Annotated in this window: 7 protein-coding genes; 5 read left to right on the forward strand and 2 right to left on the reverse strand. The window is 67.0% G+C overall.

Translation table 11 applies throughout. The features are described 5' to 3' along the window. Positions 1 to 3: 3 nt before the first annotated feature. The 3 genes from OEB96_RS01090 to OEB96_RS01100 all read left to right on the forward strand — a co-directional run bounded on the left by OEB96_RS01090 (position 4) and on the right by OEB96_RS01100 (position 3,555). Positions 4 to 2,763: a CHAT domain-containing protein gene (locus tag OEB96_RS01090; protein ID WP_266213516.1), complete on the forward strand. Its 2,760-nt coding sequence runs from the start codon at positions 4 to 6 to the stop codon at positions 2,761 to 2,763. 136 nt (positions 2,764 to 2,899) lie between these two features. Then, the gene (locus tag OEB96_RS01095) at positions 2,900 to 3,376 is read left to right on the forward strand and encodes a hypothetical protein (protein WP_266213517.1); all 477 of its coding nucleotides are present in this window, start codon (positions 2,900 to 2,902) and stop codon (positions 3,374 to 3,376) included. Between the two features lie 11 nt (positions 3,377 to 3,387). Then, positions 3,388 to 3,555 carry a hypothetical protein gene (locus tag OEB96_RS01100; RefSeq protein WP_266213518.1) on the forward strand — a complete coding sequence of 56 codons (168 nt, stop codon included), beginning with the start codon at positions 3,388 to 3,390 and terminating at the stop codon, positions 3,553 to 3,555. A gap of 453 nt (positions 3,556 to 4,008) precedes the next feature. Here the strand turns inward: OEB96_RS01100 and OEB96_RS01105 are convergent, their stop codons facing one another. Further along, positions 4,009 to 5,334 carry an ISNCY family transposase gene (locus OEB96_RS01105; RefSeq protein WP_407674601.1) on the reverse strand — a complete coding sequence of 442 codons (1,326 nt, stop codon included), beginning with the start codon at positions 5,332 to 5,334 and terminating at the stop codon, positions 4,009 to 4,011. A gap of 289 nt (positions 5,335 to 5,623) precedes the next feature. Beyond that, complete coding sequence (locus OEB96_RS01110) at positions 5,624 to 6,292, reverse strand: hypothetical protein (RefSeq protein ID WP_266213519.1); 669 nt, start codon at positions 6,290 to 6,292, stop codon at positions 5,624 to 5,626. Between the two features lie 407 nt (positions 6,293 to 6,699). Between OEB96_RS01110 and OEB96_RS01115 the strand changes: the two genes are divergently transcribed. Beyond that, complete coding sequence (locus OEB96_RS01115; RefSeq protein WP_266213520.1) at positions 6,700 to 6,837, forward strand: hypothetical protein; 138 nt, start codon at positions 6,700 to 6,702, stop codon at positions 6,835 to 6,837. Between the two features lie 471 nt (positions 6,838 to 7,308). Further along, a partial coding sequence (locus OEB96_RS01120) for a SpvB/TcaC N-terminal domain-containing protein (RefSeq protein WP_266213521.1) occupies positions 7,309 to 13,176 on the forward strand: 5,868 nt, incomplete at its 3' end.

Genomic DNA, 13,176 nt, shown 5'->3' on the forward strand with positions numbered 1-13,176 from the left:
CCGATGAAACGCGCGACCCTGGCCCTCCAAGTCGCTCTTGCCGTGGCGATCGTGACTGCGTGCCTTCTGTGGGTAAGGTGGTCACCCGAGTGCAACGATGATGACGCAGCCTGCGATGCCCACGTCGTTGCGCGCCTCGAAGTCGAGTACGGCGGCTGTATGATGATCGTCGGCCTCGCGGGTGACGAGGTCGAGTGCATCTACGGTCCGGACGCCGAGCTGCGCGTATGGGTGACGCACCCTCGCATCGACGAGGTGACGCTCTCGGTCGATGGCGAGCCGTGGGCGTACACCACCGCCGACGTGCCGGAGGAAACGCTCGGGCAGGGATTCCGGGGGCGTATCGCCAGTGACACTGCGCGACGACTTCAGATCGGCGTGCCAGGTCAACCCACACGGGAGCTGCGGCTACGTTCCTCCAAGCACATCACGCCGGTCGAGCGGCTCGTGCTCTCGCAATTGGACGAACGCGCCATCTGGCTGCAATCACACCTCCTCCTCGGCCACCTGGAGGTTCTTCCCGAGGTGGAAGCCATGATGGATCGACTGCTCTCGGCAGGGATGCTCAGCCTCGCCGTCGACGAGGGCCTCGCAGCGTCGGTCCACCTTTCACGGCGGAGCGGACGTCTCGACCTCGCCGAGCAAGTGCTCGCGCGCGTGGAGGCCTCCGCCAAGCGCTATCCTGAGGGCAGCGCTTCGTGGGGGATCTACCACGCTCACCTGCTCGAGCAGCGCGGCCGGCTCGTCGAGGCGGCCGTGGGCTACCGCCAGGGGGCCCACCACGCGCTCCGCATGGACGACGCGGCGATGAAGCTCGACGTGCTCTCCGACTACTCGATGGTGCTCGCCGAGCTCGGGTACTTCGAGGCCGCGCTGTATTGGGGGCAGCGTGCTCTCGTCGTTGCACAGCAAGCGGGCCGACCGGCCGATCGCGTGGCAGTGAAGCGGACCGTCGCACGCATGAGCGTGCGGCTACGCGAAGCAAGGCGAACCGCCGACAGCCCCGAGCAGCTCCTCCGCGAGATCTTGCTGCCATCTCCTCCAGGATCGACCCCCCGCGACCCCGGCGAGATCGAGCCCGCGCGCCTGACTGCGGCCAAGCTCATGCTCCTCGAGAAGGACCTTGGCCGGACGCAGCGCCTCCTGGACGAGCTCGACACGTCCCGCCTGACCCCAGAGCAGCGCGTGGAGGCACAAGACGTACGGCTGCAGCTACTGCTCATCAACAAGGCGCCGGCATCCAAGCTTCACATGGCCCTGGCCGAGCTCGAGACCCTAGCTTCGTCCTCGGCGTCACCCGGTCCACCATGGCTCGTGGCGGTGCGCCGCGGCGAGGTGCTCGAGCAGGAGGAGGACCTCGCGGGTGCAAAGCGGGCCTACGAGGAGAGCGAGGACCTGCTCGATGGCCTGGTTCCCCTGGCCCTGCTCGGAGCGCAAGGCGAGCTCGCCCCAGCACACCGACGCGAGGGCACCGAGCGGCTTGTGTCGCTCCTGCTTCGCCAACATCAGCCGGACGAGGCGCTGTGCGTGCTCCGGCGTAGCCAAGCCCGTATGGGCCTTCTCGCGCGTTTGTTCATGCGGCTCTCCGCCGAGGAGCAAGCGCAGCTGCGCCCGCGAGTGGCGGCATATCTCCAGGTCAAGCGCGAGCTCGAAGCATTGGTTCGAAGCACGAACGCCAGCGCGCTGGACGACGAGCGCGACGCAGCGCTGCGGGAGGCCGAACGGCTGCGAGCAGAGCTCGATCAGGTCGCGGTCGAGATCCTCTCCATCCACGGCGGTTACGAAGGAAGGCCGAGCTGCGAGTCGCTGAGCCCCCGTCTCCCGGGCGAGCTGCTCTTGGGACTCTACCCTCATCGAGACAGCCTGCTCGTATTGGTGCAGGACGATGAGCGTACGACCTACCGAGAGCTTTCCGATCCCGAGGCCCTCACGAGCACCAACGACTCGAGCTGGCTCGGCGCCGTGCTCCTCGACTCGCTCGACGCCCGGCTGTTCGCTGCGAAGCGGGTGCGGGTGCTCGCGGCGGGCAAGGGAGCGGCCATCCCCGTGCACGCCCTACCTTGGCGCGAGCGACTGCTCATCGAGCACATGCCGGTAGTCTACGGGCTCGACCTACCTCCGCACGCTCCGCGCGGCACGATCCCGAGATCGCCCAGCGCCCTTGTTATTGCGGACGCGAGCGCCAAGAGTACGGGACGCGAAACTGAGGAGGTCGAGTCGCTGCTCGGCGAAGCCGGGTGGGATGTGACGCGAAGGCGCTCGAGCAAGCTGACCGGCGACGATCTGCAGAGGGAATTGGCTCGCGTCGATCACTTCCACTACGCAGGCCACGCCGACTTCGACGAAGATCCCGAGCACGCGCTGATCTGGCCACCCTACCCAGGCGGCGCCGCAGCCGAGCCATCGTACATCCCACTCGGTGGCACCGAGCGCCTGAGCGTCCAGGACATCCTCATGATGCAGCGAGTGCCCCCCACGGTGGTGCTGATGGGGTGCAAGACTGGCGTGTACGACGATCGCGTGGCCTACGGCGGGCTCAGCCTTGCGACCGCGTTCCTGGGAGCCGGAGCGGAGGCAGTAGTGGCAAGCACTCGGGAGATCAACGGCACGGAGGGGGCGTTGGTCGGTCAAGGGCTATACGCCGAGCTCGGCAGGCAAGGGATTGGCGAGCCGGGGGCGTGGTTCATGCAGGCGATGGAGTGGTCCCTGGCGCACGGGCTCGATGAGAGGGCTGTGCAGGATTATCGAGTGCTCGTGCCTTGAGGGCGAGCCCTTTTGCAGGTGTGTTGCGGATTTGGCGTCAGACACACTCGGGGCTAGTCACTAATTAAGATCAGCAGTTGCCCCTCACGCCGAGAACTCCTTTCAGCGGGCTGGGGCAGGAACGGACCATTCCAAGATGAAGAAGATGACAAGTGTCCTCATTGGCGTGCTCGTGGCGGGCATCTGCGGTGCAGCAGCGGCGAACGCCGAAGGAGCCGCCACGGCCCCCCAAACCAGCAAGGTCGCCCCCGCTTCCAAGGCGCACAAGCGGACTTTTTGTGCCTCCGGTGCCAGCAAGAGCGTCGCGGTCGTCCGCGAGACGGGATGCAAGAACCAAGAAGTCGACTTGGGGCGCAGCGCCGTACTGGCCATCTGCGCCGCCAAAGCAGAACCACTGCGTGTACGTTTGGGGGCCTGTCCCGATGAGGAGATCAAACTCGGTTCGCTGGTAGCCAATGCAGATGGCCAGGACGAGTTCAGTTGTGACTTCCGCGACCGTATCTGTAACTGCTATGGCGATGACGACTGCGGCAAGCTCGTCTCGTCGGGGAAGTGCGGTGGTGCATTGAATTGTGATCCTCACAATCCAAAGGCTTGTCACTGCTCAATTTGATCTGGCCATTCGTGGCACGTTCGATTGGCGCAGGCATCTCCGCGCTTGCGCCTCTCTACTTCGAGGAGATGAGCGACGCGCTGGGCGAGGCGTGTCGTCGCAGCGACGAGCCGTTCGGCGTGTCGCCTCTCACCGCCACGACCACCCGAGCCCTCGCCCAGCTTCCGCACACGTCCTAGTCGCCCGCGGTCCACCGGCAGCCCCTCAACCACCGGAAACGAACTCCAGCGATGGCGTCACTCATGCGCCCGAGCGCCCTCCGTGCATCGGTGCCGTGGGCCGCTCCCCGTTGTCTTGTACCTAGAGAGCATCTCGAAAAGCCGTAGGTGCTCGTCGTACGGCGCTGGGCCGCCTGTTGGTTCGCCCTTGGGCCCTCGACGCTGCTCGGGTGAACACCCTCCCGCCGCTGCGCGGGTGAGCAGCTCGTTTGTCAAGGCAAAGTAGAAATGTCGTGTCCTCTCCAATTTAGAAATGTCGTGTCGCCGTCGCCGTAGCTCGCCAGCCGATCGGGACCAGCAGGGCCTACGCGTGGCCGCAGGCCCCCCGGGGGGTCCGGGGGGACTCATAACTTGGGGAGCGCGATGGGCACCTGTGGAGCCGATGTGGACGGCTCCGACGGCTGCTCGAGAAGCTCAGGGCTCGGCAGGCACCTCGGCTGCCCGAGCGATTGCCTCCCGAAGCATTCGCTTCTCCCTCAACGTCTTCTTGGGCGAGGCCAACCGTTCCTGATCTCGGATCTCCTGCTGCTCCCGGATCTTCTCGAGCACGACACCCAGCCGCTTGTTGTCGACGATCTCCGCCTGCTGAACGTGTCCCTCCTTGGTGAAGATGGAATGGGGGAGGCGTCGACCTTCATACCATAGTTCCACGAAGCCATCTTCCCACTCGAAGATGTTACAGTGATGCCCGCGCAGCTTGTTGTTGTCAGCGCCCGGCTTCACCATGTAGATCACCTTCTTGTAATTCAACGTCAGGTTCCTCGATAGCTTCCTTCGATCGTGAAGAGTGAAGATCCGATCGAGATCATCCTCGTCGCGGAGCTCTCGGTGGAGATCCTGTGGGCTGTGCGGCTCGCGACCGAATCTTCGATTGTGGCGCTCCATGAATTCAGGTAGGAACCGGTTGGCGTCCTCCATCGTAGAAATGCCCCGAAGCCGCAGTTCCTTCACCAAACGGTCCTGGAGCGTCAGGTGAGCCCGTTCGACGCGTCCCTTGGCCTGCGGCGAGTTGGCGCAGATGATGTCGATGTTGAGCTCTCCCAGAGCCCGGCCGAACTGGGTGTCCTCGTGAGCACCCGACGGATGGTTGACACGGAAGATGCTCGCTCGATCGCTGTAGAAGGCGACCGGCTTCCCATGACGCTCCAGGTAGGCCCGAGTGGCTCCGAAGTACGAGAACGTCGACTCGGACTCCACGAATCTCAGCTCCTGCAGGCGGCTCGTCGCGTCGTCCACAAAGACAAGCAGTGTGCAGATCGGACCTCGGTCCTCGAACCAGGCGTGCTCGCATCCGTCGATCTGGACGAGCTCCCCGAGACACTCTCGTCGCCGTCGAGGCTGATGGGGTGGTCGCTGTCGAAGCGCACGTGGCACCCACAGCTCGTCTTGGATCATCCACTTGCGCAGGGTCTCGACCGAGACGCAGAGCTCGTGGAGCTCCTCGAGCTTCTCCTGCGCCAGCGTCGGTCCGAAGTCTGCGTAGCGCTCGCGGACCAAGGCCACAGCTCGCTGGCGAAGGGCCTGTGGGCACTGCCGATTACTGGGTCGACCTCGCTTCTTGGAGACCAACCCAGCAGCCCCGTGAGCACGCACGGTTCGGCACAGACGCTGGACCTGGCGCTCGCCCAGACCCAGCAGGGTGGCGGCCTGGCGCTGCGTCAGACGACGCTCGAGCACCCGCTGAACGACGTCCAGCCGATCGAGCTCGGTGCGGCTCATGGTCAACAACCTCGTGCTCATGCCGTAGAAACGACCGCCCATGGCGCGCGAATTCGCGCAGGGGCGACATTTCTACTTTGCTCAAACACGACATTTGCATGTGGGGCCTACAATCGGTTTCCGAGTACGTGCTGTTACGTCAACCTGCGAGGCGTCTGCGGGGCCGGCGCGTCTCGAGCAGGAAGCTCGGGGCTCAGCATGAGGGATGGAACGCCGCGGGTCCAGCCGAAATTCTGCGCCAATCCTCCCTATCCGCCAAGGGCGGACAGCTCGGCACCAACGCAGTAGCGGGAGCGGTCAGCGGGAGCGGCTAGCGGATCGCGGGGTCCATCTCGGCCTCCGCGGCACCCCGCGGTAGAGGCAGGGCCTCGCAGCGCACGGACTCGAGGATCCGGCGGTGAAAGTCCTGCTCCGACTCCTGCGGCGCATCGAAACGCGTGAGCTGCACGTAGCTCCTCGGGTCGTCGGAGCAGCTCCACGGGGTGACCAGCTTCATGCGCCCATCGTCGAGGTGGACGATCTGCGTCTCGGTCGTGGAGCCTGCGATCTCGACGGGCTGCTTCTCGGTCACCCTCGTGGGTGGGCTCACCGAGCGAAGCATGTCCTCGAGCTGCGCCGGTGATGGTGGTGAGCCCCAGCTCCAGCGAATCTGGAGCGCGTCCCCGGCACTGCTTCCTGGCACGGCCAGCCGCAGCTCGCCCGCCGCGGGGTTTAGCTGCTCATAGGCGATGGCCCACTGCGGCAGCGACACCCGCAGGCCAGGAAGGCTACGTTGGGCAAGCGGCACCACCGAGTCGGGGAGCGGGCGACCCACGGTCTCTCGCGGGCGCCGCGACGGCTCGTCCTCGGTGGCGCAGGAGTACACGCGGTACATGACCCCCAGTGCTGCCATGACCTCGAGGAAGAGACCGAGCAGCCACAAGCACCCGCGACGAAACTGCGGGTCCGACCCGGCGTTGCTCGAATTCTCGCTCGTCATGCGATGGGGCGACCCAACCGGCCATATCGTGCAGCATTCCCCCCCGCTTGCCCACGGGTCACGAGGACTGAGTTCCCATGGGCGAGTCGCATTCTCGAGGCCCGGTTGACGCGGGCGCGTTGGCCCGGAGCTCGCCGGCCGCCGTCTCCGCCATCACCTGAGACCCCCCTCATTCTCCGCATCGCCCTTGCGCCGCTCTGGCGGCTCATCGTCGAGGAGCTCCCTCCACCGCTCCGAGATCTCATCGGGCCAGGAGGTCATGGTGGCCCAGTCCAGCGTCGGAATACCGGCTTGGCTCAGGGGCGTCGACAGCCATCATGCAGGGATTGCAGGCCGTTGGAGAGATCACGCGCACACCGTCTCATCCGCCGAGCTCGTCTTCGGTCTCGCGGTCGTTTCGATGGAACGTGCTCGTCGAGATCGACGAACACGCGGGCGTCTACTACATCATGGACGCGGCGAGCGGCGATACGATCCAGAAGGGGCCGACGGAGGAACTTCCGCCTCACGTGCTCGAGGCGCTGCGATCCGACCCGGTCAGGTGACCATCGGTGGGAGATGGACTCGTGAAGTCCGCCCGGGCCGAGCCCTCGTGAGCACCTACTCGAGCCGCGCACGGTCACCCACCACGGGCGCCTACCAACTCGGGCTCGTACCGAGCACGCGGGTCGAGTGAGCTCGGGCCCGAATTGCGGCTAGGGCAATCTCTTCCCCGGTTGAGCGCTCCATCACCCAAGAGGCGATGAGCAGTGCGCGCAACCGCGAGTCGCTGGTCATTTGTGTTCCACTGCCGGCCACGCCGTCCCAAGTCGTGCGGAGGGGCGACCCCGGCGTCCCGGTGTTGGCATTTTGGAAATTCGATCATCGCGGGCTTGCCCCTTCGCGCCGTTGGAGCAGGGTGGCAAACGGAGGTGATGATGGTGGGTCGACCGTTGCACGCAGAAGGTGGTCGAGGCCGGTTCCTTGCGGCCTTGATCCATACATGGGCGTGGTCGTCGGGTGCGCATCGGTTGGCCATGCTTGGTTCTCTTGGCGCCACGCTCACGATCGCCGCGCTCGCGCTGCTGTTCGCTTCGGCGTGCGGCGGTGGCTCCTCCTCGGCCGAGGTCGCGCCACGCGGAGGCGTGGCACCGCCACCACCCCCGGTCACGCTCGCGGACGAGGTCGCACAGCTGCGCGGGCAGGCCATCGCGTTCGATCCTTCTACGGGGGTCGGCACGCTGCCCGGGCGCTCCGGGGTCACGCCGACCGGCCAGGCCGTGTACTCGATCCCGCTCGACGTTGCGCCGGGCGTGGGGGCGATGACGCCGGAGCTCTCGCTCGAGTACCGAAGCACCACGCAGGACGGTCCGCTCGGCGTCGGGTTCTCCCTAGGGGGGATCGCCCCGCCGATCCGTCGCTGCAACCGCACGCTCGCGCTCGACGGTACGAATGGCCCCTTCGAATTCGAGCTGGCCGATCCGCTTTGTTGGGGCGACGAGCGCCTGGTGCTGGTCGCGGGCGTGCATGGTCTCGACGGCGCGGAGTACCGCACGCGTCGTGATCCGTTCGCCAAGATCGTCCAGCACGCCGACACCGACGCTCGCGACGGCTACTTCGAGGTCTTCACCAAGGATGGCCGGATCCTCACCCTGGGCGAGCCCGGTGCCATGCTGTTCCACGAGATCGACGGCGATCCCGTGCCGTGGGTATGGGCATTGCGGAGGGCCGAGGATCGGTTCGGGAACGGCATCGAGTACCGGTATCACGCTCCCAAGCCTGCCGGGGGCTCCGATGCCTATACGTTGCAGCTCGACGAGATCGCCTATGGAGGCACTGGCTCGGAGGCGAGCCGACGGCACGTTCGCTTCGGCTATGTCGCTCGCACCGATGTCTCGTGGGGCTACGTGGCGGGCGTGGTGCAGGGTCGCACCGAGCGGCTCGAGACGATCACCGTCGAGGGGGCCTACGCGCAGGTGATCGCGACCTACGTGCTGAGCTACGACCTCGACCCGCTCTCCGGCCGCAGCCGGATCGAATGGGTCAAGAAGTGCGATGCCGCGGGTGCATGCCTGCCCCAGACCACGTTCGAGTGGAGCGCTCCGGGCGGGGCCGCGGGTTCGCTCGCGATGAGCTTCGTACCGTACGGCGTGTTCCTCGGGCCCGATGCCGAGCTCGTCGACGATCCGGTACCGTTCGCCAGCTCGCCCACGCGGCTGGTCGGCGACTTCGACGGCGACTCCGATCACGACCTGCTCTACTTCACCGACGCGGGCTGGAGGGCGTGGGACGGCACCTCGCAGCTCGACCTGCTCGACACGCCGGTCGTCGTGTCGTGGCCCACGGTGCTGCCCGAGGGCGATGCGTACGTGGAGGCGCTCATCGAGGCCGAGGTGAACGCGGCCCTGGCCGCGGTGCCAGACGACGAGGAACTCACCGCCGAGGAGGAGCAGGCCCTCGTCGATTCCGCCGCTGCAACGCACCTCGACCGGCTCCAGCCGGGGTTCTCGATCATGGTGATCGAGGCCAACGGCGATCTACGCGATGATCTGCTGATCCCCCGACGCGACCTTACGGGCGGGCCATGGGTCGACGCATGGGGCTATCGCTTCGCGAAGGAAGTGATCGTGGCCGTCGCCGCCACGCCCGAAGGCGAGTCCGCCCCGCCCGGTTTCAGCGAGCCCGTGTCGTTCGTCGAGGAGGACGCGGGGCTCTCGGGCGCACCGATCTACTCCGTGGTCCCGCTCGATCACGACGGCGATGGCCTGACCGATCTGTGGCTGTGCCAGGGCGATGGCTACAAGAGCGGGCGCTGGGTGCTGGCCAAGCGCGGCCCCGACCCGGCCGCGGCATCGGGCCACTACCACTTCACCACCTACGACAGCGGCGTCGGCTGCTCGGTGCACGACGAGCTGCTCGTGACCAGCCTTCGGGGTGGACGACAAGACCTGCTGGTGATCCCCGCGTACACGACGGGTGCCGCCATGCCGGTCCCGGCCGACTTCGAGAGCCCGCAGGCGTATCACGACGAGTACCTACCGCTGCCCGAGGATCAGCGCACCGACTATCTCGCGCTCACGTTCGAGCCCGGTGGCCCCCCGGGGACGCTGGAGCCCACCGGCCTGCCGCGTGACCAATACCAGCGCTGGCACGATCGCCGCTGCCGCAACGGCTTGGCAGGCGCGGTCTTCGGTCGACCGGTCGCCAGCGCGGGGTTGGGGCTCGACAAGCTCGCCGATGTCAACGGCGATGGCCTGGTCGACGTCGTGCGCTACGAGCTCGCGTCGGGCGACCATCCCGGCAACCCCGAGCTGCCCCTGGGTCTGGACGACGGCGGGCACTGGGGCGAGGGCATCGTCTGTGGCACCGACGTCGAGGCCAACCTCCCCACGGTGATCCGGCCCTACATCAACACCGGCGACGGCTTCGAGCCCGGCCCACCGATGCACACGTTCCAGGGCAACCCGCACGCCAACCTGTGGCTCGGCTTCCAGGCCGCGCAGCTCTACGACTTCGATCTCGATGGGATCGTCGACCTCTTGCTGCCGTCGTCGGGCTTGGGTGGTGGCTGGACGGCCGTGGTCTCCAACGGCGACGGCACGTACACCAATCATCCCGTGGGAGGGATCCCTTCGGGATGGCCCGCGTACACCGACGACGCCACTTGGCGCGAGCGGACCGAGGCGGCCACGCGGCTCCAGGTGATGACGCTCGCCCCTGCCGTCCACGAGCGCGCGCAGATCACCTTCCTCGGGTACGTCGAGGACAATCCCGTCGACTGGCCGTACCTCATCAACACCTTCGCCACCAACTACGGGCAGCCGCACAACCGCGTCACGAAGATCACCGATGGACTCGGCGCGATCGTGGAGATCGACTACGAGAACGTCTCCACGACGGGCGCGCATGGGATCGCGGGCCCGCACACCTACCCGCGGACGGGCGCCAAGGGGGCGATGGCCGTGGTCACCCGGCATGCGACGCAGGCCAACCCGCAGGCCGACCTCGAGGTCGACCGCTACGCCTATCACGATGCCGTGGTCGACGCGTGGGGCCAGGGCCTGCTCGGTTTCGCCGAAGTCGAGCGCTGGCGCGACGGCCAGCTCGATCACCACACGTGGATCCGCTACGCCTACGATCGAGACGAGCAGCACGCCGACTATCCCACGGCCGGTCGCCCGGTGGAGCAGCTCGAGCAGCGCCGAGCCGTCGACGACGCTGGCGTGGCGAAGTACTGGCTCACCCGCACGCAGCAGCAGCTGCAGACGGTGGTCGAGCCTCGCCTGGGTGGCGACACCATGTTCACCTACCCGGCACGCCAGGACGTGGACGTGTTCGTGCGGGACGTGAGCTGCACGATCGATTGCGAGCCCTCACCCAGCGAGCGATTCCAGTGGCTCACGATCGAGCAGGAGCGCGATGGCCTGGGTACGATCGTCTCCTCCACGACCACCAACGACGCCGAGCAGCGGATCTACGAGGTCGATGCGATGCTCGACGATCAGGCCGCGTGGATCGTGGGCCGTGCGCAGGCGTGGAGAGAGCAGAGCTGCGTGAGTGGTGAGTGCGTCGAGCGTGCTCACACCGCGACCTACGATCCGGCCACCGGAGCCGTCACCAGCTCGACCTTTGCTCCCAACGACACGGTGGCGCGGCTCGACACCACGTATGGGTACGACGGCCGCGGCAACGTGGTCACCACCACCCTGACCAACCTCCAAGGCGACGTCCGCACCACCACCACCAAGTGGGACGCCGAGGGCGTGCATCCCGAGTCGATGATCAATGCGGCGGGGCACGAGAGCTGGGTGATCCACGAGCCCGGCACGGGGGTACCGATCGCCGAAGTCGCCGCCGACGGGGTGACCTGGGTGCATCGCTACGACGGCTTCCTGCGACCCACCCGGCACGAGCGACGCGTGTCGCCGATGGGGCTGTCCGATGGGAACGTGACCACGATCGAGTACGAACTCGGTGGTCCGGTGCACGATGACACGTTCCAGATCGAGTCGGCGCTGCGCGTGCGGACGACCGCGTCCGATGGCCAGGAGCTCACCACCGACTACGGCGCCACCGGCCACGTGATGCAGGAGGCGTGGTGGGGCATGCAGGCGCTCGACGAGGTGCCCATCAACACGGGCGGCCCTGGGGATGAGGTCTACGTCAGCACGCTCTACGACGGGAATGGTCGCGTGCATCGCCGGAGCCTCCCCACCTGGGTCTCCGAGCAGCCGAGCGCCTACACCACCACCGAGTACGACGGCCTCGATCGGGTGACCGACGTCGAGCACCCCGACGGCGACCAAGAGTACTTCGCCTACGGACTGCTGGCGAAGGGATTGCAGATCGCCCACACGGACGAGAGTGACGCGACCTGGCTTTTGCAGACGGATGCCGCCTCGAGAGTGGCGGTGAGCATCGATCCCCATGGGACGAGCACCTGCTTCGAGTACGGCGCCTTCGGTGTGCTCGGCGGGGTCCGTCGGGACTACACCGATCCGCAGACTCCCTGGGTCAGTACGTACGAGCACGACGTGGCGGGCCGGATCGTCACCGAGAGCGATCCTTCCTTCGGTACCCGAACCCGCGTCTACAACGGCTTTGGAGAGCTGCTCGAGCAAAGCGACGGTGCCGGCGAGGTCATCGAGTTCGAGTACGACGCGCTCGGCCGCGTGCTCGAACGCCACGACGCCGATGGCGACACCACGCACACCTACGACGTGATCCGACCCGGCCGGCTGCACACGAGCGAGGGCCCCGACGACATCCTGACGACCTACGGCTACGACGCCTCGGGGCGCCTGGACACGGTCACGGTATCCGACCTCTTGCTCACGGTGCCCGGGGCGCTGGAACTGCACTTCGACTACGGGCTCGGCGACCGGTTGCAGACGCTGCACTACCCGTCGGTGGACGGAGACCGTGGCCTGCGCGCCGACTATGACTACGATGGCGCCGGCTATCTGCGCCGAGTCAGGGTTGGCGGCGCCACTGTGCTGTGGTCGGCACTCCAGGCCGACGAGGCCGGTCGGCTCACGCTCGAGCGCTTCGGCAATGGCCTCGAGACCACGCGGACCTACGAGCCGCTCACGGGGCTGCCCACCACCGTGCAGACCGCCAGCCCCGGCCACCTGGTCCAGAGCCTGGACTACGACTGGCACCCGTGGGGCGAGCTCGAGCAGCGCTCCGACCTCGTGCACGGGCAGCAGGAGGCGTTCGAGCACGACGACCTGCGGCGGCTGACGCAGGCATCGGTCACCGCCGCGCTCGGGGGCAGCGTCGTCGACGTCTCGTACGACGACGTTGGCAACATCACCCACAAGACCGACGTGGGCGGCTATGTCTACGAGGATGGGCGGCTCTTCGCCTACGGCATCGGCGTACCCGTGCTGATGGGCTACGACGCCCGCGGCAACGTCGTCGATCATGGCGGCCGCACGCTCACGTATACGCCGTTCGACAAGGTGCGGCAGGTCGTCGACGGCGCGGAGACTCTCGACTTCCGCTACGACGCCCAAGGCAATCGGTTCTCGCGGCACTCGGCGCTCGAGGACGATCTCACGGTGGTGGTGCAGGGCCTCTACGAGCGCCGCGAGGTCGCGGGCGCGCTACGGCTGACGTACCGCGTACCCGCGGCCGGGCGCACCGTGGCGCAGATCGTGCGTACGCCAGGGCTCGGGGGATTCACGAAGCTCGGGGATCCGGCGGGATCCGGGGTGTGGAACGATGCGATCGAGTTCCTGCACGACGACCACCTCGGCTCGACCGATGTGGTTACCGACGACACCGGTGCGGTGATCCGCCGCGCCTCGTTCGACCCGTGGGGCCAGGCCCGCGACGCGGAGGACTGGACGCAGCCGATCGACGACGACGTGCTCGACCTGCTCGGCGTCGGCTTCACCGGT

The organism is Paraliomyxa miuraensis (genome assembly GCF_026337845.1).
GTDB classification, from domain to species: Bacteria; Myxococcota_A; Polyangia; order Nannocystales; family Nannocystaceae; genus Paraliomyxa; species Paraliomyxa miuraensis.

Bases quoted from the DNA above. Each gene is read 5' to 3' on its own strand.
- OEB96_RS01110 (WP_266213519.1), bottom strand. From the start codon at position 6,292: ATGACGAGCGAGAATTCGAGCAACGCCGGGTCGGACCCGCAGTTTCGT.
- OEB96_RS01095 (WP_266213517.1), top strand. From the start codon at position 2,900: ATGAAGAAGATGACAAGTGTCCTCATTGGCGTGCTCGTGGCGGGCATC.
- OEB96_RS01105 (WP_407674601.1), bottom strand. From the start codon at position 5,334: ATGAGCACGAGGTTGTTGACCATGAGCCGCACCGAGCTCGATCGGCTG.
- OEB96_RS01090 (WP_266213516.1), top strand. From the start codon at position 4: ATGAAACGCGCGACCCTGGCCCTCCAAGTCGCTCTTGCCGTGGCGATC.